The following is a 24,748-nucleotide window of genomic DNA, read 5'->3' on the forward strand; positions in this document are numbered from 1 at the left end:
AAAATTTTTGATGAACTTTTTTATTGTTAATTTGTGTTTTAAAATAGCCAAAATTTACCACTAAAAGTGATCATTATGTCTCTTCCCGCTTGCCCTAAATGCCAATGTGAATACATTTACGAAGACCAACAGCTGCTTATATGCCCAGAATGTGCTTATGAATGGAACCCAAATAATACAAGCGATGAAGACGCTATTTTGGTAAAAGATGTAAACGGCACTTTACTAGTCGATGGTGACAAAGTAACCGTTGCGAAAGATTTAAAAATTAAAGGCAGTTCTCAGATTATAAAAATTGGTACGAAAGCGGTAGTTAGACGTGTGCTTGATAAAAAAGATCACCAGCTAGATTGTAAAGTAGATGGCATTGGCGAAATGATGGTAACGGCTAAGTTTGTGAAAAAAGCCTGAAATTACAAAAACTCACTTGTAAAAATTAACACAAAGTAATAACGCTTAACTGCTAATTTTTTAGTTCTTTAGATAGCGCAGCTAATGTTTGATCGTAAGCATTCTGATTAAAGTTACTCGAGTGTGGGTTCATAAAACCATGTAAGTATTCAACACGCTTTGCGCTAACATTAGCCTTTGTTGCCAGTTCAATGTGTAGTGATTTAACATCAAAGTGCGGCTCATAATAGGGAAATATGAGTTCAATCTCAAATTGTGGTTGTATATCTGTATGGTGCCTAATTTGCGAGCTGTAAAAACAAATGCCTTTAGCTATCGTTTTAATCGCCGGGTGTGCAGACATTGACCAAATTGCCGATGCGCCAACACTAAAACCTATCAATATAGTGTTGTCAGCGAGTGGTTTAATCGCTTTTTGTAAAATAGCTACATACTTATCAAGGCCTATATGCTGACTAAAATACTCATAGGCCTGCTGTTCACTGTTAAATGCCATATCAACCCCGCCATAGGGATCGACAATAGACTGAGCGTTTAGTTTTTCAGCTAATGCTTTTAAAGCCGCTGTATTACCAAAAATATCACTGACCAATACTAAGTTCATAAACGGCTCATCTTTAATTTTATTCTATAAGTTTTAGGCAATAATTTAACAAAGAGGCCTACGAGATGCTACGCCTCTGAGTAAGAGACAAATACAAACTACATTTAAAGTACTTTAACCACGTCATAACTATGTTTTACATCACCGATAGTTAAACTAACTTCATCATCGACTTGTTTACCTAATAACTGTTGCCCTAAAGGGGCACCAGAGGTAAGTACTTGAATAGTTGTGCCTTTAATATCAACGGTTAATCCACCAGCTGCTGGGCCTAAATAAAACCATTTTTGTGTGCTGGCATCGTCTTCTAAACATACCAATGAGCTTATAGCGATAGTGTCTGTAACGGGTTCGTTGTATATGGCTTCAAATAGTTGTATTTCTTTATAGCACTCATTAACTCGCTCTGCATGGCCTTGTGCTAAATAGGCAGCTTCAAGCCCAAGGGTATCGTATTGGGTCTCTGCAATACTTTCTTCGTGGGTAGCGGTATCGTGAGCTGTTTGAGCTGCAATTTTAGCAGTGTTTAGTTGCTCATCTAAGGCAAACCGCAGGTGCTCAGTAACATGGGCTTTAATCATTTGGAGAATTCACTCAATTCGATAAAATAATTTGTTATTTTATACCAATCTGCTTGGATATGGGACCTATTTTAACGATAAGAAAATTGCTCTATAACTAGGCAAAATTTTTGACATCTAGTTGTTCTAAATGAAAAAATGTTAACAACGTTATAGGGGAATTTAATTCGTTAAATTGTTCAAATATTTATGCAGGTTGGTATTAGCATTGTTGCCACATCGAACACTATCCCTTTGCTGTGTAACAACAATGCTAATTTAAGGCTATGGCATATCCATTAATGCCTGCGTTTGCTGATCCACTTGCTTATCGTAGTTTTTAGCACTTAACCCAAGTAGCTCAGGTAATGTAGCAGCAATACAAATAGACGACAGCGTGCCTACGACGATCCCTGCAAACAAAGCAATGGCAAACCCCTGCAGCGGCGTGCCAGCTAACAGCCAAACACTTGCCACCGTAGCTAGCGTAGTTCCTGAGGTAATAAGCGTACGAGTTAAGGTGCTTTTAATAGCACTGTTGATAATACTGCTTGGTTTGAGTGTGATGTTTGTTGGTATGCGTAATAGCTCACGTACCCTATCACCCACTATTATTGAGTCATTTAGGGAGTAGCCAATTATTGCCAATAAACTGGCTAAAACGGTTAGATTAAACTCTATTTGTAACCACGAAAATAAGCCAACCACCAGCACTAAATCATGTAATAAAGCCACCACAGAGCCTAATGCCAAACGCCACTCAAACCGAACAGCTAAATAAATCATTACCGCTACCATAGCAGCAAATAAGGCTAAGCAGCCTTGCTCAAATAATTCATCACCCACTTGAGAGCCAATATAAGCCGATGATAAAACCTCAGCATTTATAGTTGGGTTTTGGCTAATCGCGGTTTTCCAAGCATCATTATTAGCTTCCTCACTTGGCGCTTGCGTTAATTGAAAATGATTATTGCCCTGCGCTGTTAGTTCAAATTCACCTTGATGGTTTTTAGCAATAAATTGCTCAAGCGGTTTTAGTTCAACACCTTGGCTGGTGGTAAATTCTGTTAAATAACCACCCGTAAAATCAAGGCCAAAATTAAGTCCTTTTTGTGCAATGGTGAATACCGATAACAACACAAATATGGCACTAACAAGCATGCCTGTATAACGCATACGTGACCCTGTCTCACATTTTAAAAAAGTGTTAAGCATGCGCGTTTACTCCTGCTTTTTTACCCAGCTTTAAATATAAGCTTTGGCTTAAATACTTAGATACATACACTCCAGTAAACACCGATGTGATAAGACCAAGCGCCAGCGTTATCGCAAAGCCTTTTACCGGGCCATAACCTATGCCATATAAAATAATCGCGGTGATCATGGTGGTAATATTGGCATCAAATATAGTATTAGCAGCCTGTTTATAGCCCTCTTGGATTGCTTGATACGGGGGGCGACCTTTGCGACGCTCTTCTTTTATGCGCTCAAATATAATCACGTTAGTATCAACCGCCATTCCTATAGTTAATACTAAGCCTGCTATTCCTGGAAGAGTTAAAACCACCCCAGGTAATAACGACATTAGCCCCACTAAAGAGGTTAAGTTTAAAATTAACGCAACATTTGCAATAAGCCCTAAACGGCGGTACCACAGTGCCATAAACGCAAGCGTTAAACCCATACCTAACATTAACGCCGCTAATCCATTATTAATATTGTCTTGGCCAAGGCTTGGACCAATAGTTTGCTCATGCACTATAGTTACGGGCGCAGTGAGTGATCCTGCGCGTAGTAATAGCGCTAAATCGGCAGCCGCTTGTTGGCTTTGCATATTGGTTATACTAAAACGCGAGCTTAAATGCTGGGCAATATTAGCCACATTAATAACTTCGCTTTTTTTAACCACTTCGCCTTTAGCATTTTGTGAATACTCTGAATAGAGCGTTGCCATAGGTTTGCCTATATTTGCCTTTGAAAAAGCCGACATAGCATCGCCACCTTGGCCATCTAAGCTCAGTTGTACCAAAGGTTTACCCCAATCATCACGCCCTATATTAGCGTTATTAATATGCTCACCGGTAAATATAGGTACAGGGTCGAGCTTAATGGTCCCTCCCGATTGCAAATTAAACGTTTGCCCGCCTCTCTCTTTAAGTTGATAAAACCCTAATGACGCGGTTGCACCAATTATGCGTTTTGCTTCAGCCGGATCTTGCACGCCAGGTAGCTCAATACGAATGCGCTGCTTACCTTGGCGCTGTGTAACGGCCTCAGTTATGCCGAGCTCTTCAATGCGTGAGCGAAGTGTCGTAAGTGTTTGACTCATCACTTCTTTATCAAATGCGCTGCGCCCTTGCTCAGAATAACTCACTTTAACGACCTGTAAGTTGCCATTAGTTGATGTGGTTGTAGTGAGGTTTTCAAAACGGCTTTTAAGCTCTTTTATAACAACTGTTAGCTTATCGTCAGCATTCTCAAGCGCACTTATTTCAAAGCCCTGATTAGTCTGCTGCGCTTTAACGCCATAGGCTTTTTGTTTAACAATAATGGCTTTTGTCTGTTGATATGCACTGAGCAATTGCTCATCAATGGCTTTATTTAAATCAACATCAAGTACAAACAATACCCCGCCGTTTAAATCAAGACCCAGTTTTATGGGCGATAAACCAAACTCTTGTAACCAAACAGGGCTGGTTGCATGTTCAACAATTTTAACCTGTGTATTTGGAAAGTTTGATTTTAAAGCCGCTTGAGCCTGCGCACTTTGTGTAGGCGTATTTAAAAGTACATTAATATGTGCTGGGTCTTTTAAACTTTCACTCACTTCAAAGCCTTGGCTATTTAAAAAGCTAACTAGGTTCTCAGTACTTGGCATTACTTGCGTTTTAACATCAGAAGCTGCACTAATATGCAACCACGACTTATTCGGGTATAAATTAGGTAAGGCGCTTATTGCTAGTAACACTAATACAATCAGCATGGCTACATAGCTCAATTTAAACTTAGCCTTAAATGGCTTTTTCTCTTTTTTTAGACTTAACATAGTTATTCCTTATTACTAGGCATAGCCCAGTAACGTACCTATTAGGCACAATTAATCTGCAGGTCAAAACGCGATGCGTTAAAACCAATTAACATTAAATAAGGAACTTTAAGCGTGGTAGGTAGTTACAGCGATGTATAACAGGTTAGCGTCTTTCCAGCCGCTCAAGCGCGACTTTTTACTTTTAAATACCCAAGTATACCAAGGCTGATTTATAGTGACTGCTTGCGGTCGCAAAAAAATATGCCTACAGCCATTTAGGGCAAAAAACTCATGCACTACATCGTATTCAGGATCGCCCTGCGCACTATGTAAAAATAAAAATGAGTTATTAGCTGTTAGCCTAGGCTGATGCGCAGCAAAATCAGAATGCTTTGAGTTTTTATGCTGTAAATCGCCAAGCGATTTTGTAGGTACGGAAATGTTAGTTAAATGGTCAACATTAATAACATCGCTATAACCGCTTTGGTTACTGTTTAATTCGTGCTTTACGCCCATAGCATGGCTTTGCACACTAAAGAGTGCAGCAAAAAACAAGCAAGTAGCTAAAAAAACGCGAAATTTAAACATTGGTCATTTAAAACTAAAATAAAGGATAGCTAGTATATAAGGGCAGCTAATTAAAATACAATAGCCGTTCTTAAGCTAATTCATTTATATAAAAACAAATACTGAGATCCTCGATGCGCTCCAGACAAAGTTCAGTAAAACGCCCCGACGCCATGAATTTAAAACAAAGCATTCAAACTCTTTGGCCTTATATCACTAAATTTAAAGGCCGTGTGCTCATTGCTATATTAGCGCTAGTCGGTGCTAAAGGCGCGACATTACTCATGCCATGGGCTTTAAAAGAAATAATTGATTCGGTTGATAAATCAATTAACCCACTACTTCTTGTTCCTACTTTATTACTCGTTATGTACGGCGCATTGCGCTTTGCTAGCGTATTTTTGGGTGAAGTACGCGATGCGGTATTTTCGCGAGTCACCGAGCATGCCATGCGAGATATTGGCCTTAAAGTGTTTAAACATTTGCACTCGTTAGATTTAGCCTTTCATTTAGACAGGCAAACTGGCGGTATAAGTCGAGACATAGAACGCGGCACCAGTGGCTTAAGCTTTTTAATGCGCTTTTTAATGTTTAATATTGTGCCCACGTTGTTTGAAATAATAACTGTGGCGATTATTTTTGGCAGCTTGTTTTCTATTTGGTTTGCGCTGATCACCCTATTGGCTGTGGCTATTTATATTTTTTTTACCGTGACGGTTACCCAATGGCGAAACCGCTTTATTCGTGAGTCAAACGCTGCTGATAATCAAAGTAACACCCGTGCCATCGACAGTCTATTAAATTACGAAACCGTAAAATACTTTAATAATGAACAGCATGAAGCCCAAACTTACGACACATTTTTAGCAACCTGGGAACAAGCACGATTAAAAAACAGACTCTCGTTACTGGCGCTTAATTCAGGGCAAGCACTGATCATTGCATGTGCCATAACCGCATTAATGTGGCTTGGAGCCAATGAAGTGGTTACTGGCGAGTTAACGATTGGTGAGCTGGTAATGATCAATGCGTATATGATCCAATTATTTTTACCGCTTAACTTTTTGGGATTTGTGTACCGTGAAATACGCCGTGCCCTTACCGACCTTGAAAACATGCTTGGGTTATTAAATACCTCCCCCAAAGTAGCAGATAGCGAAACCGCGCAACCATTAGCACTCAAAAATGGGGCAATTAGCTTTGAAAACGTCAGCTTTAGCTACGATAGCAAGCGTCCTATTCTTAAGAACGTCAGTTTTCATGTAAATCCTGGTGCTAAGGTAGCGGTTGTAGGTGCTAGTGGCGCAGGTAAAAGCTCGTTAGCCCGCTTGTTATACCGTTTTTATGAACTTTCATCGGGCGCTATAAAAATTGATAATCAAGCCATAAACACGGTCACCTTGGCAAGTTTGCGTAAAGCTATTGCCATAGTGCCGCAAGATACTGTGTTATTTAATACCAGTATACGCGAAAATATTCACTACGGCAGACCCAGCGCCAGTGAAGATGAAGTAAACAAAGCTATAAACATGGCGCATCTAACAGACTTTATTAATAGCCTAGATAAAGGCGATAAAACCTTAGTAGGTGAACGCGGACTAAAAGTCTCTGGTGGCGAAAAACAACGTATTGCTATTGCTCGCGCTATTTTAAAACAATCGCCAATTTTAATTTTTGACGAAGCCACTTCCGCGCTCGACTCACAATCTGAACAAGCCATATTAAACGCTATGCAAGAGGTTGCCTCTAACCACACAAGTATTGTTATTGCGCATCGCTTATCAACAATTACCGATGCCGATACTATTATCGTGCTTAAGGCGGGGGAAGTAGTAGAGCAAGGTAAACATGATGAATTACTCATGCAAAATGGTGAATATGCTCATATGTGGACCTTGCAACAAAAACAGTCAAAGGCGCAATAAACTAAGCCTCTCGGGTACGATTGAAGTATCTGAGTGCTTTTTTGCTATTTTGCTAGTATTTCATTTATCTTATCGACCGGTACGGTTATTCACCTCAAAAGGTTTGTTTGCAGTGAAGTTATCAATACAATCAAGTAGCTATTTTTATAACAAAAATATAACGAATTAAATAACGTGAATTCATAGGGGAAAGTAATGAAAAAAAGTTTAATTGCAGCGGCACTCGCCGCTACATTTATTACCGGCTGTTCTGAGCCACAAACAACAAAAACTGAGCAAGTAGCAGCAGTTGCAGAAAAACCACAAGCAACAGAGCAAGCCGAATTAGGCACGTTTGGAGTTGATTTAACTGCGCGTAACGAAGCTGTAAAGCCAGGCGACGATTTCTTCATGTACGCCAGTGGTTCATGGTACGACAACTACGAAATGCCAGCAGATAAAACCCGCTACGGTGCATTCTCTGCGCTAGCTGAGCGCAGTGAAGATCGCGTTAAAGAAATTATTGAAGACATTGCAGCACGTGAAAACTTAAACGCCGAAGAGCAACTGGTCGCTGACTTTTATAATTCGTACATGGATACCGAGACGCTTAATAAACTTGGTATAACGCCAATTAAGCCGTTGCTTAACGACATCAATTCGGTTGCCTCAACTGATGATTTGGCAAAAGTATTTGGCCAATCTTGGCTTACGGGTGTAAGTGCACCACTTGGCGGCGGTATGTGGTTTAACCGTTTAGATCCCAATAAATACGAAATGTCATTAGGTGCAGGTGGCTTAGGCTTACCCGATCGCTCATACTACCTTGAAGATGCAGAACGTTTTGTAAAAACTCGTGAAGCGTATGTGGCACATATTGCCGATATGCTTAAATTTGCAGGGGTTGATAATACCACAGAGCGTGCACAAGCGATTTTAGCGCTTGAAACCAAAATTGCAGAAGGTCATTGGCCTCGTGAAAAACGCCGTAATCGTGATTTAACCCTAAACCAAGTAAAACGCGATGAGTTAAGTACACAATACCCGGGATTTAACTGGGATTTATACTTTGCGCAAACAGGTTATAAAGTACCACAATTAAACGTATCGCAACCTGAACCTGTTAAAGCCATGATTGACTTAATCAATAACGAAGATTTAAGCGTATGGAAAGACTACCTAACGTATCATGCAATTAATGGTAACGCTGAGCTGTTGTCTGAAGAGATATTTAACACCAACTTTGCTTTTTATGGAAAAGAGTTAAATGGTCAACAAGAGCCACGTCCGCGCTGGAAACGCGCTATCAGCCAAATGTCAGGCACCAGCTCATTAGGCTTTGCAATTGGTAAAATTTACGTAGATCGTTATTTCCCTGAGTCATCTAAGCAACAAATGTCTGAGCTTGTTGAAAACTTACGCACAGCACTTGGTGAGCGTATTGATAACTTAGATTGGATGGGTGCAGAAACAAAAGTGAACGCGCGTGCAAAATTAGCGGCATTTGTGCCAAAAATTGGTTACCCAGATGAATGGCAATCGTATGAAGACTTAAGCATTAGCAACAATGACTTAATGGCTAATGTAAAAAATATGCGTGAGTTTTTCCAAGCCGACAGCGTAGAAAAAGAGCTGAAAAAGACCGATCGTAATCGTTGGGGCATGACACCACAACGTGTAAATGCTTACTACAATAGTTCATTTAACGAAATTGTATTCCCTGCCGCTATATTACAACCACCGTTTTTCGATCCAAATGCAGATCCAGCAGTAAACTACGGTGGCATTGGCGCTGTGATTGGCCACGAAATGGGTCATGGTTTTGATGATCAAGGCTCAAAATCTGACGCTAACGGCATACAACGTAATTGGTGGACTGATGAAGATCGTGCTGCTTTTGATGCCAAAGCTGACAAACTGGCAGCTCAGTACAGCAAATACGAACCAATTCCAGGTAACTTTGTAAATGGCCGCAACAGCTTAGGTGAAAATATTGGTGATGTGGGTGGTTTAGCCATGGCTTATCATGCTTACAAATTAAGCCTAAATGGTAAAGAAGCACCGGTAATTGATGGTGTAACCGGCGATCAACGTTTCTTCTTAGCATGGGCACAAGTATGGAAAGAAAAACGTACTGAGCAAAGCATGTTAAACCAATTACGTGGTGGTACTCACGCACCAGGTCGCTTTAGAGCACAAGCACCTCGTAACCACGACGCTTGGTATAAAGCATTTGATGTAAAACCAGGTGATGAGTTGTACCTACCAGAAGAAGAACGCGTTCGTATTTGGTAATACCCTGACAACCGTTCATCGTTTGTAACAAATAAACAGCCCGCTTATGCGGGTTGTTTTATTTTTGGCTACTAACAATACTTACTAGCCCTGCCCGGCATTTACCTTTAGAATATGGGCTTGCAAATTTTTATCAATTATTTATACATATTAAGGCGAAACGCAGATGGGAAGAGCTTACCAAAACAAAAAAGATTCAATGGCTAAAACTGCGGGTGCTAAAACTAAAGTTTATTCAAAATACGGTAAAGAAATTTATATTTGTGCTAAAAATGGCGGTGTTGATCCAGACGGAAACCTAGCACTACGTCGTTTAATTGAACGTGCTAAAAAAGACCAAGTACCGGCCCACGTAATTGAACGCGCCATTGATAAAGCTAAAGGCGGCGGCGGTGAAGACTATGCAGCCACGCGTTATGAAGGTTACGGCCCAGGTAATTGCATGATTATTGTTGATTGTTTAACCGACAACAACAAACGTACTTTTGCTGATGTACGTGTATGTTTTACCAAAGCAAACGCTAAAATTGGCGCACAAAATTCGGTATCACACTTATTTGATCACCTTGCTATTTTTGTATTTGACGGTGACGACGATGAAACCGTACTTGAAGCGCTGATGATGGCAGATGTTGATGTTACCGACGTTGAAGTAGAAGACGGCAAAGTAACCGTATTTGCACCGCACACTGAATACAACAATACCCGCACAGCGCTTGAAGAAATGGGTGTGACAGAATTTGACGAAGACTTAATTGCCTTTGTACCTCAAGTTGAAGCCCCTATTGAAGGCGAAGACGTTGAAGTTATGGAGCGCTTTTTAGCCATGCTTGAAGATTGTGACGACGTACAAAACGTTTACCACAACGCTCAATTTTAATCGTTAAGCAAATAATCTGAGCTCTGGATAGTAAATCTATCTTCAGCGACAACTGCGTTGAGTTTACTTGCGATAGGTTATGTTTAAAGGCCAACTTAGTTGGCCTTTTTGTTATTTGTAGAATGGATTAGTTAATTGATAACCCCTCACAACTAGGGTCTGTTGGCTTTTATAGTTGTATGCGGCCATGAATCTTGTGGCCACAATCTAAAACTACAGACTATTTTTGTTTTTTAAACGGGTAAATTTGTTGCTTTAACATACCTACAGGCATGTAGTCCCCGACAACACCATATTCTTTAGGCCACTCTGCTTGGCCTTTTACCGCAGTACCAAATAAATAATCTAAAAACGAGAAATGGGCTGCATAATTTCGATCAATGGCAGCTTTATCGGATGCGTGGTGCCAATGGTGAAACTGCGGAGTAACCATAAAATATTTTAACCACCCAAATTTTACATTCACGTTTGCATGATTAAATACGGCTTGAAAACCAACAATAATTACATATAAGCTGATTATTTGCTGTGAAAACCCCAGCACAAATATAGGGGTTAACACTAAACTACGGGTGATCAGTATTTCTAAAATATGCTGACGGGAGCCCGCTAGCCAATCCATTTCTTTGGCACTGTGATGCACACCATGAAATCGCCACATAAATGGCACTTCGTGATAAGCACGATGTGTCCAATACTGCATTAAATCAGCCACCAAAATAATTAAAAATAGCTGTAGTATAAACGGCATTTGCGCTATGTAAGCTTGCAGTGTGCTCGAAACCGCCCAACCAAAACCATAATGAACAAAATGATTAGTAACCAGTAATACAAAGCCAACTATTAAGTGATTCACAAAGAAGTGGTTTAAATCCCCGCGCCATTCACTACGAAGTATTTTTTGCTCTTTTCGATGCGGAAGTAGTTTTTCAATTAAGATAAAAATTAAGGTAGAGCCTAGTAAGTCTAATATAAACCAATCTAAGCCAATATAAGGAGTGTTATCTGCAAAGTCATTTACTTCAACATTCGGGCCACCAAAGCTAATGGCCAGTACAATAAAAAACCACGCAGTTGCCCCTAAGCGCTTATTCGTATTTCGTACAAAATTAAGTAACCCTAAGCTACCGGAAATAATAAGAGCAACAAACATGAGCTGACGTAAAAAGTCGACGCTATAGCTTTTGCGTAGTTCTGGAGTCGTTAAATATTCCGGAAAGTGGAATGCAAGCACTCCTAAGCAACTTAATATCGCTAAAAAGCAAGCAATATAACCACTGATATTACCCTCACCAATTTGCAGGTGACTAGTACGAAATATTTTTTTAGTGACATGTTTTAGCATTATTTTCCTTAATATAATATGCAGTTCCCTATTCTAATGCGCACATTCTAGCAAACTTTGGGCTAACTAAAACACAAAAAAAGCCACGCAGTGCGTGGCTTGGCTGGATAAAGTAAAATTTAACTACACGGAAAAATTATAAATAAGCACCCAGCGCTTTAACTTGATCTAACATGCGGTTTGAGAAACCCCATTCGTTGTCGTACCACGCCATTACTTTAACTAATTTACCATCAGCACGCGTTTGCGTTGCATCAAAAATTGATGATGCTGGGTTATGGTTAAAGTCGATAGAAACAAGCGGCAGCTCGTTGTACTCTAAAATACCTTTCATAGAGCCAAACGCAGCATCTTTAACCACTTGGTTAATTTCTTCAATACTTGTGTCACGCTTAGCAATAAATGTTAAATCAACTAACGACACATTAATGGTTGGTACACGTACCGCCATGCCATCTAGTTTACCGGCAAGTTCAGGCAGAACTAATCCAACCGCTTTTGCAGCACCCGTTTTAGTTGGGATCATAGATTGAGTCGCACTACGCGCGCGGTATAAATCTGGGTGGTATACGTCAGATAAATTTTGATCGTTGGTGTAAGCATGAATGGTGGTCATACTACCTTGTTCAATTCCTACTGTGTCGTTAATCGCTTTTGCAACAGGCGCTAAACAGTTGGTTGTACATGAAGCATTAGAAATAATGTTGCTATCGGCATTAATTACATCGCTATTTACACCATGTACTACCGTTGCATCCATATCAGTACCAGGAGCCGATACCACTACTTTTTTAGCGCCTGCTTCAATGTGCTTGTTAGCTGCTTCGCGAGAAGTAAATAAACCCGTACATTCAAGTACGATATCAACGTTTAGTGCTTTCCACGGTAAATTAGCAGGATCACGTTCTTGCGTTAGCGTGATCACATCATCGCCAATTAGCATGGTGTTGTCTTTTAGCGTTACTTGCTGTGAAAAACGACCGTGTACTGAGTCAAACTGAGTCAGATGAGCATTTACATTGGCTGGGGCTAAATCGTTAATAGCCACAATTTTAATTTCATTATTTTGCGCTGATTCGTACAGTGCACGCAATACATTACGACCGATACGGCCGTAGCCATTAATTGCTACATTAATCATTTTTGACTCCTATTAACTTCACATGCTTGGCGAGCAAGCGTTTCAATGGCTTGCCAGTCTTTATTTTCAATAAGTTGTTTATCTAACATCCACGTACCACCTACACAAATAACATTGTTAAGTGCTAAGTAATTAGGCGCAGTAGCTAAACTAATGCCACCGGTTGGACAAAAAGTAATATCAGGTAATGGGCCGCCAATCGACTTTATCATCGCAGTTCCGCCTGCGGCTTCAGCAGGAAAAAACTTTAAAAATTTAAAGCCATGTGCTGCCAAGTTCATCACTTCGCTTGGGGTAGCTGCACCTGGTAAAAAAGGGATAGTTGACTCTTTTGCCAATGCTAACAGTTCATCACTTACACCAGGGCTCACCATAAAGTCAGCGCCCGCTTCTACTGATGCGTTAAAACTTGCTTTATCAACCACCGTGCCAGTGCCCACATATGCCTCTGGTACTTCAGCTTTCATTAGCTTTACAGCTTGTGCAGCAATTGGTGTACGCAGTGTAATTTCAAGTGCTTTTAAGCCACCGTTATACAACGCTCTTGCAAGTGGTGCAGCATCTTCTAATTTTTCGATTACCACCACTGGCACAACGGGTGCCGATGCTAAGATTTTTTCAATACTCATTACTTGTTCCTCATTACCCAATATGGCTAATTATTATTCAAGTCCAAAAGCACTTGCACCTAAATCGGCACTGCTTACGATATTTCTAAATCCAGTAAATAATTCACGGCCTGTACCAAATGTTTGGCTTGCTTGGCTAATTTGTAGCTCACGCTGTGCAAGCTCTTCGTCGCTTACATGCACTTTTAAAATACCATTTGGCGCATCTAAAGTAACAATATCGCCTTCATGGATTTTAGCTATAATGCCACCTTCTACCGCTTCAGGTGCTAAGTGGATTGCCGCTGGTACTTTGCCTGATGCACCCGACATACGTCCGTCGGTAACTATGGCCACTTTATAACCCTGATCTTGTAATGTTGCCATTACCGGCGTGAGCTTATGAAGCTCTGGCATGCCTTTAGCCTTAGGGCCTTGCTCTTTAAGAACAGCAATGAAATCTTGGTTAAGTTCACCACGGCTATAAGCATCTTGTAACTCACCTTGAGAGCTAAATACTTTAGCTGGCGCCGACACCACTTGATGCGACTCTGCAACAGCAGAGACTTTAATAACGGCTTTACCTAAGTTGCCCGTTAATAGCTGTAAACCACCTTGCTTACTAAATGGATTATTTACAGGGCGAAGTACTTCTTCATCATGTGAGTTTTCTGGACACGCAACCCATTTAACTTTACTTGGGCCATTGGCATCGCTCATAATTAGGTTGTCGTCTTTATCAAGCAGTGGCTCACACATGTAAGGTGCAAGGCCTTCGCCTAAAATAGTGGTTACATCTGTATGTAGGTAACCAGCACCTGCTAATTCACGCATTAAGAAGCCCATACCGCCAGCTGCTTGGAAATGGTTTACATCAGCTGAGCCGTTAGGGTAAATACGCGTCAGTAATGGTACAACCGCTGATAAATCAGACATGTCTTTCCAAGTAACCTGAATACCAGCCGCTTTTGCAATTGCCACAATATGGATTGCATGGTTGGTTGAGCCACCAGTTGATAACAAACCAACCAGGCCATTAATAATGGTTTTTTCGCTGATCACATCCGCTAAACACGGGCCATCTTTGTTTTCTGTAAGCTGCTTAAGCATGGTCTCAACGGCATTACCCGTTAAGCCATCACGCAATTCTGTGTATGGATTTATAAACGAGCTACCTGGTAGGTGTAAGCCCATAATTTCCATAAGCATTTGGTTTGAATTTGCAGTGCCATAAAACGTACACGTACCGGCACTGTGATAAGATGCGCTTTCTGCCTCTAATAGCTCTTCACGTGACACTAAGCCTTGTGCAAACTTTTGACGAATACGTGCTTTGTCTTTATTTGGGATACCTGACTGCATTGGTCCTGCTGGTAAAAAATACACAGGCAAATGGCCAAATGATAAAGCGCCAATTAATAAGCCTGGAACAATTTTGTCACATACACCTAAACAAAACACACCATCAAACACGTCATGCGATAACGAAACCGCAGTTGACATAGCAATAACATCACGAGAGAAAAGCGATAGTTCCATGCCGTCACGCCCTTGGGTAACGCCATCACACATCGCAGGAACACCGCCAGCAACTTGCGCGGTTGCGTCAAATTTAGTGGCAATGCTTTTAATTAAATCTGGGTATTCTTTGTAAGGCACATGCGCAGATAACATGTCGTTGTATGAATTAATAATTGCAAGGTTTGGCACCTCATCTGCTTTTAAACGCGCTTTGTCATCGCTACTGCACGCAGCCATAACATGGGCAATATTGCCACAGCCTAAACCAGCACGAACTCTTGTTTGTTTTTTTGCGTGCGAAATACGATCTAAATAGGCTTGACGGGTTTGTTTACTGCGCTCAATAACGCGTTCTGTGACTTCTTGAATTCGAGGGTGCAACATAATTTTACTCATCTCTATTCGTTAGAGGATAAAGGCTCAGTAACAATTATAGACTCCACGAAAATAACTGTACTGAGCATCTTTGACTTACCCGTTCAAAGGTACGCTACCAGGGAGCCTCTCACAACAACCCTGACACCGGTGTCAGGGTATTAACGCATGACACTGACACCGGTGTCAACCCTGAGTAATAAAAATAGTTCTTTTTTTTAACATGTACAATAAATAAACGTGAATTTTTAGTGAAATACCAGCGGCAAATAATGAAGATCAAAAATGCAGATAAAAAAAGCCCGAGTAAGCGTCACTCATACTCGGGCTACTGTGAAAAAGCGGTTTTTATTTTACGGCTGCGGTTGACTCACGCGTGATTAATTTTGCTTCTAAAATCACTTTGTAAGGTGACTCTTGCGGCTCAATAATGTGGGTAATTAACTGGGTAACAGCTTGTTTTGTCATTTCTTCTACAGGTTGCGCTATAGTCGTTAGGCCTGGCCAAATATGACGCGCTATGGGAGCGTTATCAAAGCCAGCAATAGAAATATCGTCTGGTACACGTAAATTACGCTGTGTAGCTAATTTAAGTACGGCGGCTGCCATGTAATCATTCGATGCAAATACAGCCGTAGGACGTGGCGATAAATCTAAAATACTACGGGCACTGTCTACCCCTGAATGGTAACTAAAGTTACCCTCTTCAACTAAGCGTTCGTTAAATTCAATACCATGGCTTGCTAGTGCGCGCCTGTAGCCTTTAAAACGTTGCTGTGTAGCACTGTGATCTGGGTGACCTTTAATAAACGCGATAGAGGTATGCCCTAAGTTTATTAAATGTTCGGTAATTTCAAATGCGCCCTGCTCGTCATTACTGGTAACAGAAATAGAGTCATCTTCTAAAATAGCAGAAGCCACTCGAGCATAAGGAATTTTTTTAGACTTTAAAAAATCAACCAACTCTGAAAAGTCACAAAATGGCGGCGTAAGCACTAAACCATCAAGCCGTGATGACTGCAATAGCTGCTCTATGTTGTTAATGAGTGCATCACCTCTGAGCTCACAAGGGTGAATCAACAAGTTATAGTTGTTTTCTTGGCATGCAGCTAATGCGCCTGTTTGCACTCGGGTAATATAACTTTTACTTGGATTGTCATATAAGCAACCAATAATAAAACTACGGTTTTGTGCAAGTCCTCGAGCAATGGGATTAGGTGTGTAATCAAGCTCTTTAAATACCGCTAATACTTTTTCACGTGTGGCCGCACTCACATTTGGTTCGTTATTCAATACGCGCGATACTGTTTTTTTAGATACACCGGCATAACTGGCAACGCTATTTATAGTGACTTTTTTCATCTATTTATTTCCAAATGTATGCAACGTAATTAAACCTGTTGACTCGTATGCAAACACGCGGCAGCACCAATTAAAGGAATGTTGTCTTGTGTTACTAAAGTGACCGGAATTTGGCCTGTATATTGCGACATAATGCCCTTTTGTAAAAAACGCTCAATAAAACGGCTTTCTAGTAAACGAGCCTGCATTCTTGGCAATATGCCACCACCAATGTAAAGCCCACCAAGAGCGCCATAAGCAAGCGCCAAATCGCCAGCAACACTGCCAATCCAATCGCAAAACTGATTAAGCGTTGCGTCACACACTTCACATTCACCGCTATTGGCTAAGCTGCTAATTTGCGCCGCATCTAAATTTTTTGCAGCCACCCCTTTAACCGCCGCCATAGCTTTATATAAATGAGCAATGCCTGGGCCAGAAAACACCGTTTCTACCGATACATGTGGGTGGTCTTTTTTAAGCTCTTGAATAAGTTGAGCGTCAAGTTCGTTTACGGCCGACAGTGAAATATGGCCGCTTTCTGAGCTCATTACCGCACACGAATGTGCTGTACGCACTAAACACGCAGCACCAAAGCCTGTACCTGGTCCCATTACACCAATATTAGCAGTGTCATCTGCTTGGCCAGGTTTAACCGTTACGTTTTGAGAAAGGTCTAAGTACGGAGCAGCGTAAGCAAAAGCAGCAAAGTCGTTTATTATGCTTAATTGTTCAAAGTCAAAATGATGTTTAATATCATTAACGCTAAAGTGCCAACCTAAGTTAGTTAAGTGAACTTGGCCTGCGTTAATTGGACCTGCTACGGCAAGACATGCGCGCTTAGGATTTATATGAGACACTGTTGATAAATAATACTCAGTGGCACTCTCGAGTGATCCATAACTAGCACTTGGAAACGTATGGTTATGTTCAATGGTAAATTGATTACTTGATTCGTCGAACCCAGTTATCAATGCAAAACGGGCGTTTGTACCGCCTATATCGGCAACCAGAATAGGCTCAAAGTGTGTGCTAGAGTGTAAACCCATAGTGTTATCTCTTTTGTTTAAGTAATGAGTACTTATTATTTTAATGGGGTATCCATTGATACTTATTTACTTTGAGCTATCACCTCAAAGCAGCTATCACTGTAAAAAAAGGCTACCTTTAATAATAAAGGTAGCTAATACGTTTTGACAACAAAATGATAAAACACCCTCATTGTGACACCGGTGTCATGTTAAAATCAATAAAAAAATGCCTTTATTGACAAATAAGCTTGAAAAAAATCATTAATAAACGAGAATAGCCCCTTATTGTCCTCTTAAATAAGTAATCGTGATGAAAGGTAAAGCCACCTCATTTGATATAGCCCATTATGCTGGGGTGTCTCAATCTACAGTTTCTCGTGCTTTACGAAATAGTCCTTTGGTAAATGATGAAACCCGAAGACGAGTTCATGACATTGCCAAAAAGCTTAATTACAAAGTGGATAAAAACGCCAGTAACTTGCGCACTCAACAAAGCAGCACCCTAGCGTTATTGTTGTTTGAAGATCCTACCTCTGACGAATCGCAAATAAATCCGTTTTTTTTAGCTATGCTGGGCAGTATTACTCGTGCTTGCGCTAAAGAAGGTTACGATTTACTTGTGTCATTTCAATCGGCAAGTGCTGATTGGCAGGCAGACTATGAAGACAGCCACCGTGCAGATGGCATCATTTTATTAGGTTATGGCGACTATATAGACTTTCAGCCTAAATTTAATACTTTGCTTGAACAAAACACTAAATTTGTTTGCTGGGGAGCAAGTGTTGATAACCGCCCCGACTTAACCATAAGCTGCGACAACTATGGAGGCGGAAAGCTAGCCGCTGAGCATTTGTTGGCACATAGCCGAAAAGATTGCGCGTTTATAGGCGATGCCTCTGATCATAGCCCCGAATTTTTTGCCCGCTTTAATGGCTTTAAAGACGCGTTACAACAAAATGGCATTACACTTAATGAGCGTAAAATTGCCAATGCTATCTCTACCGAAGAATCAGGCTATCATGCCACTCGTTCATTAATTGCTAATAACATTACCTTTAATGCACTTTTTGCTGCCAGCGACCTTATAGCAATAGGCGCAATACGGGCATTAAAAGAAGCCAATATTAACGTACCAAAAGATGTAGCCGTAATCGGCTTTGATAATATATCTATTGCCAGTTACATTAATCCGCCGCTGACAACCATAGAGCAAAATACCACTATTGCTGGGCAAATGTTGGTTGAAAACCTATTAAAGCTCATTAGGGGTGAGCAAGTGCAAAGCACCCTACTACCACCGCGTTTAATTGCACGTGGCTCAAGCTAATTTATTCAGTAAAACCACTTTTAAGAAGCAACAAAGTTAAAGACAACAGCGCTCTTTTACCTTAAATTAATTCAAGCTTTATTGCATTTTTACGGTCATTTGTCCTTTTTGTTTTCATTACTAAAGTTAGCGCTTTCGTTGCATTAACAGGCTATTCACACCTCGCTATCACATTAGTTTTTTTAATCTGAAAGCAGCTGTTTTTGATGTAATTTTTCACTCGTCAATGCACGCTTTTATCACTACAATCCTGCTTTTATTTTCATGTTAAATTTTCAAGTGATCATCTCATGCTATTAACCATCGTTTATATTATAGGTATTACAGCAGAAGCCATGACTGGGGCTCTTAGCGCTGGACGCAGAAATATGGATTGGTTTGGTGTTATGTTGGTAGCCAGTGCCACAGCCATTGGTGGTGGTAGCGTGCGAGACATTTTATTAGGTAACTACCCACTGACTTGGGTAAAACACCCAGAATATTTACTGATCACTTGCCTAGCCGGTATTGTTACCACTTGGTTGGCCAAATGGGTGGTTAAATTTAAAGGCATATTTATGCGCCTAGATGCCTTAGGGCTTGCAGCGTTCAGTATAATTGGCTGCCAAGTTGGGTTAAATATGGGTTTGCACTATGGAATTTGTGTGGTCGCAGCTATAGTAACAGGTGTATTTGGTGGATTATTGCGTGATTTAATTTGTCGGCAAGCGCCATTGGTACTTCATCATGAACTTTACGCAAGCGTAGCGCTTATTGTTGCGTGTTTATACTTAGCACTGCACCACTACAACATTGATGACAATATCAGTGTGGTTGCAAGTTTAGTGGTAGGCTATTTAATTCGTATGGCGTCGGTGCGCTTTAAGTGGCGCTTACCGACATTTAATTTATTAGAGCCCGCTAATTTAAACAATGAGCAATAACAGCAGTGGTTAATGCCCACCAGCCCTAGCACTTTTAAATAGCCCGAATACTTTTCGGGCTAACGAACTAACCACAAAAAGAACTCCCAAAGCAAAACACAGTATGCTCAAAGGCATAAACACGCTTTCATGTAGAACACCATTATGATCAACATATTGATACACACTGTTTTCTATCAGCATAAAACTCGTGCCAAGCAATAAAAAGCAAACACTTAATGTGGCTGTTTTGTTTGTAAAAAAGCGCATAATCTATCCGTAAATATTTTATTAAATTGTCGGGATAGCAGTTTGAATGAGCGAATATTAATCTACAGTGACTGAGTAACATTAATTTTTTAAATAAAAGTCACGCTCATTAAACTAAGCTTTTAGACATATAATAAAATCTGTCGTCTTCTTTATCTATATTGAAACCTGAACGTGTGTAAAGCTTGTGCGCAGGACTTATTTTAAAAACGCGAAGCCTAAGTTGCATAGCACCTTGGAGCACAGCTAAACGAGCCCCCTCATTAATTACTGCTGCACCAATACCCATATTTTGAAACGCAGCATCTACCTGTAGGTCACGTATGTAACAACCCTCATCATCAAAAGCCAAGCGCATTGCACCCACTACATCGCCATTTAACAAAACATCCCAATTTTCAAGGTCTGAAATTTGCTCACATATTTTAAGTTGCTGCCAATCAACGCCATAATGCTCATAATATCCACGCATATTGGTATAGGTTAACTGTGCAGAAGCCATTAAATCGGCTGTGGGCTGATAACACATATTCATTATTGCCATTCCTTTGTTTAGCGACCTTTACAAAACTTGTTGTGTTTGCTGGTTTTTAAAATATTTATTTACTAATAATGACTGCAACAAGCTAGTACTACTGGATGTAGCCCAGTACAAACCAATTGCAGAAGGAAAGTTAACGAGAGTAACCACACAAATAATTGCAGGAACTAGGAACAATAAGGTGCTGGTTTGCTCTGCGCTACCTGGCATCATCATCATAGATAAATATGTAATAGCCCCCACTAATAACGAAAGCGCAATATCAGGCTTCGCAATACTGGCAATCCAAGCAAACTTACTATTAAATACAATTTGTTGCAGAGCCTGAAAAGTTCCAAGGCCAAATACACCTTGGCTTGCCATATTAATCACACTTTTTTTATCGATAAACTTAATATTGTGCTTTTTATACAGCGCCATAGTTAATTTTGCGATTTCACTGGGCTGGTCTTTATGGTTGCTTTTTATGCTATCTAGCTCAGGTTTTAGTGCGGCAATTGCTTTTTTATTTCTAACCATATTAGCCATAGCTACAAGGTTAATCGGCATTAAAACTAATCGCCCAATAACGGTAAACAAAATAATAGCAGCCGCTTGGCTTACGCCCACTTCTTGAGTAAAAAAGGTGATTGATTGCACAATAAAATCAGTAAATAAATTCCAAATTTCCATTTTAGTTTTCCTTTTAATATTATTTATTAAAAGTAACCACTATGACATATTATGTCAATAATTTATTTTAAACTAAAAGAGATTTGCTATGTTCGAGAGTTCACTTAAACGGGGAAAAGAGCAAATTCGAATCTAAAACTTTATTAGGCATTGTGTTTTTTAATCCACCAGTTTGTAAATACTAAAACTAAAAAAAGCCTAAAAAGAAAAAATGCACTGCAACAAGAAAATAGTATGTCTGCGGACTTTGTTGGACAAAATAGTCAGTATTTCCTTTCCAAGAAATATACCCCTCCGAAAAAGCATAATATAATTTGCTAGCTAAAATTATGCTGAGCAAAGATGTGATGACTTTTACGAAAACGAGCCTAGAAAAAAAGTCACGGTCTTTGAGAACTTGTCGTTCTTGAGGCTTGTTGGCCGCAACCTCAATCTGTTGGCAAATTTTAAAATACCGAAGTGGGTAAGCTTGCTGATCAATTGAGCTGCGCGCCTCCAATAACTCTTGGAGGCTATAGTTTTGGTAATCTGGCTCCATTAAGTATCCTGCGTAGATGCCTATAGATAATGACTCCCACACGGTGTTAGCTTAATTCAATGCTAGAGCCATAATTAGTTTGTCAATTAACTAAACGACAAACGTTAATATGAATAAACATTCACATAAAGAATTCAATGACGCCCATCCTAACTGCCAGCTATAAACTTAATCATAATTAAATTCCTAAATACATTCTTACTTCTGTATATGTAAGAAATCCAATTATCTTATAAGTTTGTTTTATTGAGCATACACTTAAGTAATAACAGCAGATATTACTATTAATGCCCCACTAAACATCAACCAAAAAAAAGCAAAAACAAACCACTTTTGAATATGTTTAGGTATACTCTGCCTTTTTTCAAACATTCCGTAACGCTTAGCATGAAAGGACCAAATAAAAACCGTAGCGTATTGTAGAATTCCGCTAGCGGATAAAAAGATGTTAAGGCTATAAAACTTAACACCATCATCAAGAGTTTCTTCGAGTAATGGTAACCACTTAGTTTTTAAGTAAATAACCAAACCAATCCAAATAAAAACACCTATACAACCACCGAAAAAAAAGTATGCTGAAATGACTTGAATGGAAGATGGATCAATTAATTGCATTACTTTATACCATTCGCTTCATATAAAACTTCCCCTTTTGACTCACCATACTTGTTATGTGAATTATTTTCCGTATCTGCGAATTACAGATACTTTACCATTTTCTAACTCTAAAACATCGAGTACCACTTTACTGTAACTAAACTCAGAGCCATCGGAGCGTAAGCCTTTAGCAGAGAAAGTATGTTTAAGTGCAATAGAATTATAACCGACAATATACTCAAGAATTTTAGCTTCATACTCTGTATGAACACCTAAATAACGTGACATACCTTCACGCATTAGTTTTTTACCATTAGCCTCTCTGGAATCATCTGGAGCATTCGGGAAATGCTGATTGCCCACATCTTCAGTTAATAATGATAGATAACTCTCTAAATCTTCTTTGGATGCTCCAGGCCTTTGAGTATTAGTCATTGCTTGATGATATTGATTAACGAATTGCTCGTAATCAAATTGCTCTTCATTTGCAAACGCATCGGATGAAATTAAAATGATTAAAATAGCTAGAATTGAAATATATTTCTTCATTGGTACTCCTTACCGTGAGATTCACATAACGCCTCGTTAAGAGGCAAATAATATGTTGGCTAAAATAAGCGACGCAGGAGCAAAAGCCAACTGTTTTTTGTGATCTTCACCCGATAAAGTGGACACCGTCCACGTTTCAATTAACTGCCAATTCAAACTCGGCAGGTGATTTATATCCTAAACTCGAATGCAATCTCTGTCTATTGTAAAAATAATTTAGGTAAACCTTTAATTTTGATAATAGTTTACCGCTGCTCTCAAATTTATTTCCTCGAATTAAATCTGCTTTAAGCGAATGAAAGAACGACTCGACTTCTGCGTTGTCAGTACAGCACCCAGGCCTATTCATACTGGCTTTGATGTTTTTGCTAGCCAAATACTTTTGTACAACGTGAGCACGGTATTCTGCGCCTCGGTCAGTGTGAAATAATACACTCTCTGTTGGCTGTCGTTTCTTTATCGCAAGCCTTAGCGCCTTTAACGTAAGGTCTGTTGTTTTGTTTTTACCAAACGCCCAGCCGATTACTCGACGTGAATATAACTCGATAACCACAGCAAGGTAATGCCAACGAGCGCCGACTTTTAAATACGTAATATCGCCAGACCATTGCTGATTGATCCCCGTGGCCTTTTCACTATCTTTGCGTTTGTTTTCTATCTCTTTATAAAAGAACTTCACCTTCGCCGGTTTGCTGTAAGCCTTAAGGGCTCTGGCTCTTAAACCGTTTTCTCGCATTAAGCGGGCAACACGTTTTTGGCTTGTGTTTATACCTTCTTTTTTTAGCGCATGAAATACGCGTGGGCTACCATAGGTTTGATGATTTACATTGAAAACGTGCTTTATCTTCAACAACATATTAGCATCTGACAGCGCTCTAGCTGACACTGTTCTGTCACGCCAAGCATAAAACCCACTACGCGAAACATTAAGCCAAGAACACAAGTATTTTACACCTAAGGCTTGTCCGAATTTTTGGATGAATCCAAATCGTTCTGATGTACTTCCGCCAGATACCGTTGCCACTTTTTTAGCAGGTCATTCTCCTGCTTAAGACGCTCATTTTCTTTCTTAAGCTTTTGAATGTTATCCAGCTCTTTTTTTGTTGGGAATTTACTCATTGTTTCATTGTTGCTTTGATAGCGCGGTACGTTTTTAAACTTACCTTCTCGATACTCTTTTCGCCAACGACTCAGCATTAACGGATGAATATTTAGCGCCTCGGCAACGTCCTTTGACATGACATCGTCTCGTAAGCTTAGTTCGACTGCTTTGATTTTAAAATTAACTGGGTAAAACCATGTCTTTCTAGGTTGGGTATATCTAGGCATTTTAGCCTCCTCAAAGTAATGAGGAGGTGTCCACTAAAACGGGTGAGGAGCATAGTCCCGCTTGATTGGCTTGTTATGTGAAAATTACAGCATGGCTTGCGCTATTAACTCAGCTTTTTCAGGATTTTCTAAATATGCCCCAGAAGCAGAATCTTGAATAAGAAAAAGCATCTTGTTTACAAGTTCAGTTAAAGCCTCTTTTTCGATTTCAGTTAATGAAGCCAAATCTTCAACTTTAATAGTATTAATGATTGGATTAACTTGATCAGATGCAATTTGACCGCTTGAGAGTATATTTTTTATTGTATTAAAATTCATATTTGCCTCGAAATATTGATTAGTAGCCGCTTGATTCACATAACGCCTTACTAAGCGGCGCGAAATTGTTGGCTAAAATTGCGAGGAACGAGCG

Annotated in this window: 25 protein-coding genes; 6 read left to right on the forward strand and 19 right to left on the reverse strand. The window is 39.9% G+C overall.

Features of this window, described 5'->3' with window-relative positions; genetic code table 11:
- Positions 1 to 75 precede the first annotated feature (75 nt).
- Entirely contained in the window at positions 76 to 411 is a 336-nt protein-coding gene (locus tag ACZ5WS_RS12355) for a zinc ribbon domain-containing protein YjdM (RefSeq protein ID WP_464708770.1), read from the forward strand.
- 52 nt (positions 412 to 463) lie between these two features.
- Here ACZ5WS_RS12355 and ACZ5WS_RS12360 read toward each other — a convergent pair whose 3' ends face one another.
- From ACZ5WS_RS12360 to ACZ5WS_RS12380, 5 genes are all read right to left on the reverse strand, one after another.
- Positions 464 to 1,015, reverse strand: coding sequence for a dienelactone hydrolase family protein (locus tag ACZ5WS_RS12360; RefSeq protein ID WP_464708772.1), 552 nt, complete (start codon positions 1,013 to 1,015; stop codon positions 464 to 466).
- A 104-nt stretch (positions 1,016 to 1,119) separates the two neighbouring features.
- A complete protein-coding gene (locus tag ACZ5WS_RS12365) occupies positions 1,120 to 1,596 on the reverse strand; it encodes a transcription elongation factor GreAB (protein ID WP_464708774.1) in 477 nt (158 codons plus the stop codon).
- A gap of 264 nt (positions 1,597 to 1,860) precedes the next feature.
- Positions 1,861 to 2,790 carry a protein translocase subunit SecF gene (gene secF, locus ACZ5WS_RS12370; protein ID WP_464708776.1) on the reverse strand — a complete coding sequence of 310 codons (930 nt, stop codon included), beginning with the start codon at positions 2,788 to 2,790 and terminating at the stop codon, positions 1,861 to 1,863.
- Positions 2,783 to 4,621, reverse strand: a complete 1,839-nt coding sequence (gene secD / locus ACZ5WS_RS12375; RefSeq protein ID WP_464708778.1) for a protein translocase subunit SecD — start codon at positions 4,619 to 4,621, stop codon at positions 2,783 to 2,785. The genes secF and secD overlap by 8 nt, the downstream gene beginning before the upstream one ends.
- Positions 4,622 to 4,729: 108 nt before the next feature.
- The gene (locus ACZ5WS_RS12380; RefSeq protein ID WP_464708780.1) at positions 4,730 to 5,191 is read right to left on the reverse strand and encodes a hypothetical protein; all 462 of its coding nucleotides are present in this window, start codon (positions 5,189 to 5,191) and stop codon (positions 4,730 to 4,732) included.
- 113 nt (positions 5,192 to 5,304) lie between these two features.
- Here ACZ5WS_RS12380 and ACZ5WS_RS12385 point away from each other — a divergent pair, with 113 nt between their 5' ends.
- The 3 genes from ACZ5WS_RS12385 (at position 5,305) to ACZ5WS_RS12395 (ending at position 10,249) form a co-directional block, all read left to right on the forward strand.
- Positions 5,305 to 7,095 (forward strand): ABCB family ABC transporter ATP-binding protein/permease, encoded by a 1,791-nt coding sequence (locus tag ACZ5WS_RS12385; protein ID WP_464708783.1) that lies wholly within the window; start codon positions 5,305 to 5,307, stop codon positions 7,093 to 7,095.
- A 195-nt stretch (positions 7,096 to 7,290) separates the two neighbouring features.
- On the forward strand, positions 7,291 to 9,369 hold the full coding sequence (locus tag ACZ5WS_RS12390) for a M13 family metallopeptidase (protein WP_464708785.1): 2,079 nt from the start codon (positions 7,291 to 7,293) through the stop codon (positions 9,367 to 9,369).
- Between the two features lie 166 nt (positions 9,370 to 9,535).
- The gene (locus ACZ5WS_RS12395) at positions 9,536 to 10,249 is read left to right on the forward strand and encodes a YebC/PmpR family DNA-binding transcriptional regulator (RefSeq protein ID WP_008110544.1); all 714 of its coding nucleotides are present in this window, start codon (positions 9,536 to 9,538) and stop codon (positions 10,247 to 10,249) included.
- Positions 10,250 to 10,469: 220 nt separating this feature from the next.
- Here the strand turns inward: ACZ5WS_RS12395 and ACZ5WS_RS12400 are convergent, their stop codons facing one another.
- The 6 genes from ACZ5WS_RS12400 to glk form a co-directional block, all read right to left on the reverse strand.
- Positions 10,470 to 11,594 (reverse strand): sterol desaturase family protein, encoded by a 1,125-nt coding sequence (locus ACZ5WS_RS12400; protein WP_138569581.1) that lies wholly within the window; start codon positions 11,592 to 11,594, stop codon positions 10,470 to 10,472.
- 136 nt (positions 11,595 to 11,730) lie between these two features.
- Positions 11,731 to 12,735 carry a type I glyceraldehyde-3-phosphate dehydrogenase gene (gene gap, locus ACZ5WS_RS12405; RefSeq protein ID WP_008110546.1) on the reverse strand — a complete coding sequence of 335 codons (1,005 nt, stop codon included), beginning with the start codon at positions 12,733 to 12,735 and terminating at the stop codon, positions 11,731 to 11,733.
- On the reverse strand, positions 12,732 to 13,364 hold the full coding sequence (eda, locus tag ACZ5WS_RS12410; RefSeq protein ID WP_138569579.1) for a bifunctional 4-hydroxy-2-oxoglutarate aldolase/2-dehydro-3-deoxy-phosphogluconate aldolase: 633 nt from the start codon (positions 13,362 to 13,364) through the stop codon (positions 12,732 to 12,734). Before eda ends, gap begins: the two co-directional genes overlap by 4 nt.
- 33 nt (positions 13,365 to 13,397) lie before the next feature.
- The gene (edd, locus tag ACZ5WS_RS12415; protein ID WP_138604846.1) at positions 13,398 to 15,248 is read right to left on the reverse strand and encodes a phosphogluconate dehydratase; all 1,851 of its coding nucleotides are present in this window, start codon (positions 15,246 to 15,248) and stop codon (positions 13,398 to 13,400) included.
- A 339-nt stretch (positions 15,249 to 15,587) separates the two neighbouring features.
- Entirely contained in the window at positions 15,588 to 16,601 is a 1,014-nt protein-coding gene (locus tag ACZ5WS_RS12420) for a LacI family DNA-binding transcriptional regulator (protein ID WP_010389842.1), read from the reverse strand.
- A gap of 29 nt (positions 16,602 to 16,630) precedes the next feature.
- Positions 16,631 to 17,629 carry a glucokinase gene (gene glk / locus ACZ5WS_RS12425; RefSeq protein WP_138604847.1) on the reverse strand — a complete coding sequence of 333 codons (999 nt, stop codon included), beginning with the start codon at positions 17,627 to 17,629 and terminating at the stop codon, positions 16,631 to 16,633.
- 292 nt (positions 17,630 to 17,921) lie between these two features.
- Between glk and ACZ5WS_RS12430 the strand changes: the two genes are divergently transcribed.
- Complete coding sequence (locus tag ACZ5WS_RS12430) at positions 17,922 to 18,938, forward strand: LacI family DNA-binding transcriptional regulator (protein ID WP_010389839.1); 1,017 nt, start codon at positions 17,922 to 17,924, stop codon at positions 18,936 to 18,938.
- A 290-nt stretch (positions 18,939 to 19,228) separates the two neighbouring features.
- Positions 19,229 to 19,861: a trimeric intracellular cation channel family protein gene (locus tag ACZ5WS_RS12435; protein WP_075169453.1), complete on the forward strand. Its 633-nt coding sequence runs from the start codon at positions 19,229 to 19,231 to the stop codon at positions 19,859 to 19,861.
- A gap of 9 nt (positions 19,862 to 19,870) precedes the next feature.
- Here the strand turns inward: ACZ5WS_RS12435 and ACZ5WS_RS12440 are convergent, their stop codons facing one another.
- The 8 genes from ACZ5WS_RS12440 to ACZ5WS_RS12475 form a co-directional block, all read right to left on the reverse strand.
- Positions 19,871 to 20,110 carry a DUF3955 domain-containing protein gene (locus ACZ5WS_RS12440; RefSeq protein ID WP_464708790.1) on the reverse strand — a complete coding sequence of 80 codons (240 nt, stop codon included), beginning with the start codon at positions 20,108 to 20,110 and terminating at the stop codon, positions 19,871 to 19,873.
- Between the two features lie 109 nt (positions 20,111 to 20,219).
- Positions 20,220 to 20,645 carry a GNAT family N-acetyltransferase gene (locus ACZ5WS_RS12445; RefSeq protein WP_128583600.1) on the reverse strand — a complete coding sequence of 142 codons (426 nt, stop codon included), beginning with the start codon at positions 20,643 to 20,645 and terminating at the stop codon, positions 20,220 to 20,222.
- 27 nt (positions 20,646 to 20,672) lie between these two features.
- Positions 20,673 to 21,323, reverse strand: coding sequence for a membrane protein insertase YidC (gene yidC / locus ACZ5WS_RS12450; protein ID WP_464708792.1), 651 nt, complete (start codon positions 21,321 to 21,323; stop codon positions 20,673 to 20,675).
- A gap of 187 nt (positions 21,324 to 21,510) precedes the next feature.
- On the reverse strand, positions 21,511 to 21,861 hold the full coding sequence (locus ACZ5WS_RS12455; protein WP_464708793.1) for a hypothetical protein: 351 nt from the start codon (positions 21,859 to 21,861) through the stop codon (positions 21,511 to 21,513).
- Between the two features lie 258 nt (positions 21,862 to 22,119).
- Complete coding sequence (locus ACZ5WS_RS12460) at positions 22,120 to 22,476, reverse strand: hypothetical protein (RefSeq protein ID WP_178955971.1); 357 nt, start codon at positions 22,474 to 22,476, stop codon at positions 22,120 to 22,122.
- Positions 22,477 to 22,539: 63 nt separating this feature from the next.
- Positions 22,540 to 23,007 (reverse strand): nuclear transport factor 2 family protein, encoded by a 468-nt coding sequence (locus ACZ5WS_RS12465; RefSeq protein ID WP_138593921.1) that lies wholly within the window; start codon positions 23,005 to 23,007, stop codon positions 22,540 to 22,542.
- A 136-nt stretch (positions 23,008 to 23,143) separates the two neighbouring features.
- Positions 23,144 to 24,336, reverse strand: a protein-coding gene (locus ACZ5WS_RS12470) for an IS3 family transposase (protein WP_464708795.1) whose coding sequence is annotated in 2 segments (ribosomal slippage) — positions 23,144 to 24,028 and positions 24,031 to 24,336 — 1,191 coding nt in all. Because the reading frame shifts where the segments join, the coding sequence is not laid out codon by codon here.
- A gap of 84 nt (positions 24,337 to 24,420) precedes the next feature.
- Positions 24,421 to 24,693 (reverse strand): hypothetical protein, encoded by a 273-nt coding sequence (locus ACZ5WS_RS12475; protein ID WP_394185729.1) that lies wholly within the window; start codon positions 24,691 to 24,693, stop codon positions 24,421 to 24,423.
- Positions 24,694 to 24,748: the final 55 nt, after the last annotated feature.

The organism is Pseudoalteromonas sp. 11L1 (assembly GCF_055397545.1).

Bases quoted from the DNA above. Each gene is read 5' to 3' on its own strand.
- ACZ5WS_RS12355 (WP_464708770.1), top strand. From the start codon at position 76: ATGTCTCTTCCCGCTTGCCCTAAATGCCAATGTGAATACATTTACGAA.
- ACZ5WS_RS12360 (WP_464708772.1), bottom strand. From the start codon at position 1,015: ATGAACTTAGTATTGGTCAGTGATATTTTTGGTAATACAGCGGCTTTA.
- ACZ5WS_RS12365 (WP_464708774.1), bottom strand. From the start codon at position 1,596: ATGATTAAAGCCCATGTTACTGAGCACCTGCGGTTTGCCTTAGATGAG.
- secF (WP_464708776.1), bottom strand. From the start codon at position 2,790: ATGCTTAACACTTTTTTAAAATGTGAGACAGGGTCACGTATGCGTTAT.
- secD (WP_464708778.1), bottom strand. From the start codon at position 4,621: ATGTTAAGTCTAAAAAAAGAGAAAAAGCCATTTAAGGCTAAGTTTAAA.
- ACZ5WS_RS12380 (WP_464708780.1), bottom strand. From the start codon at position 5,191: ATGTTTAAATTTCGCGTTTTTTTAGCTACTTGCTTGTTTTTTGCTGCA.
- ACZ5WS_RS12385 (WP_464708783.1), top strand. From the start codon at position 5,305: ATGCGCTCCAGACAAAGTTCAGTAAAACGCCCCGACGCCATGAATTTA.
- ACZ5WS_RS12390 (WP_464708785.1), top strand. From the start codon at position 7,291: ATGAAAAAAAGTTTAATTGCAGCGGCACTCGCCGCTACATTTATTACC.
- ACZ5WS_RS12395 (WP_008110544.1), top strand. From the start codon at position 9,536: ATGGGAAGAGCTTACCAAAACAAAAAAGATTCAATGGCTAAAACTGCG.
- ACZ5WS_RS12400 (WP_138569581.1), bottom strand. From the start codon at position 11,594: ATGCTAAAACATGTCACTAAAAAAATATTTCGTACTAGTCACCTGCAA.
- gap (WP_008110546.1), bottom strand. From the start codon at position 12,735: ATGATTAATGTAGCAATTAATGGCTACGGCCGTATCGGTCGTAATGTA.
- eda (WP_138569579.1), bottom strand. From the start codon at position 13,364: ATGAGTATTGAAAAAATCTTAGCATCGGCACCCGTTGTGCCAGTGGTG.
- edd (WP_138604846.1), bottom strand. From the start codon at position 15,248: ATGTTGCACCCTCGAATTCAAGAAGTCACAGAACGCGTTATTGAGCGC.
- ACZ5WS_RS12420 (WP_010389842.1), bottom strand. From the start codon at position 16,601: ATGAAAAAAGTCACTATAAATAGCGTTGCCAGTTATGCCGGTGTATCT.
- glk (WP_138604847.1), bottom strand. From the start codon at position 17,629: ATGGGTTTACACTCTAGCACACACTTTGAGCCTATTCTGGTTGCCGAT.
- ACZ5WS_RS12430 (WP_010389839.1), top strand. From the start codon at position 17,922: ATGAAAGGTAAAGCCACCTCATTTGATATAGCCCATTATGCTGGGGTG.
- ACZ5WS_RS12435 (WP_075169453.1), top strand. From the start codon at position 19,229: ATGCTATTAACCATCGTTTATATTATAGGTATTACAGCAGAAGCCATG.
- ACZ5WS_RS12440 (WP_464708790.1), bottom strand. From the start codon at position 20,110: ATGCGCTTTTTTACAAACAAAACAGCCACATTAAGTGTTTGCTTTTTA.
- ACZ5WS_RS12445 (WP_128583600.1), bottom strand. From the start codon at position 20,645: ATGAATATGTGTTATCAGCCCACAGCCGATTTAATGGCTTCTGCACAG.
- yidC (WP_464708792.1), bottom strand. From the start codon at position 21,323: ATGGAAATTTGGAATTTATTTACTGATTTTATTGTGCAATCAATCACC.
- ACZ5WS_RS12455 (WP_464708793.1), bottom strand. From the start codon at position 21,861: ATGGAGCCAGATTACCAAAACTATAGCCTCCAAGAGTTATTGGAGGCG.
- ACZ5WS_RS12460 (WP_178955971.1), bottom strand. From the start codon at position 22,476: ATGCAATTAATTGATCCATCTTCCATTCAAGTCATTTCAGCATACTTT.
- ACZ5WS_RS12465 (WP_138593921.1), bottom strand. From the start codon at position 23,007: ATGAAGAAATATATTTCAATTCTAGCTATTTTAATCATTTTAATTTCA.